Annotated in this window: 1 pseudogene; it reads left to right on the top strand. The window is 34.0% G+C overall.

Annotation, left to right across the window (positions count from 1 at the left end):
* A pseudogene (locus ACLF5H_RS37335) lies at window positions 1-428 on the top strand (replication initiation protein); the annotation flags it as partial.
* Window positions 429-488: the final 60 nt, after the last annotated feature.

Below are 488 nucleotides of genomic sequence, written 5' to 3'. Positions count from 1 at the left end.
ATATTATTAACGATCTTAGATCAAAGTTAGGTCTTGACGCGACTGAATATTCAACAATGTCTAACTTTAAATCCAATGTATTAGACAGAGCAGTAAGTGAAATTAATAAACACACTGATATTACCGTTGACTATGACCAATTCAAAAAAGGACGAGTTATCACTGACATTCAATTCAGAATTAAATCGAAAGTTAGGCCATCTCAACAAGAATTAACTAGAACGCCCCAAACAGCATTCCAACAAATGACAGATGCTCAAATTAATATGTTTGGCAATCAGCTTTCACGACTACCTGAATTTTCAAACTTAGCAAATGGTAATGAAAGCTATGAGAGCCTAGCCGCGAAAATCAAAGAAATGCTAAGAGATCCAATACAGCAAAAACAGTTTTTGCCTCATCTAAAAAACTTAGGCTTTAAAGCTTGAGTGTATTGGAGAATACACATATTGTATTCTCCAATACGTTTTCAAAATACACAGCAATAC

It is taken from the genome of Streptomyces sp. LaBMicrA B280, from assembly GCF_049222185.1.
Lineage (GTDB): Bacteria > Actinomycetota > Actinomycetes > Streptomycetales > Streptomycetaceae > Streptomyces > Streptomyces murinus.
This window is presented reverse-complemented; position numbering and strand designations above follow the sequence as displayed.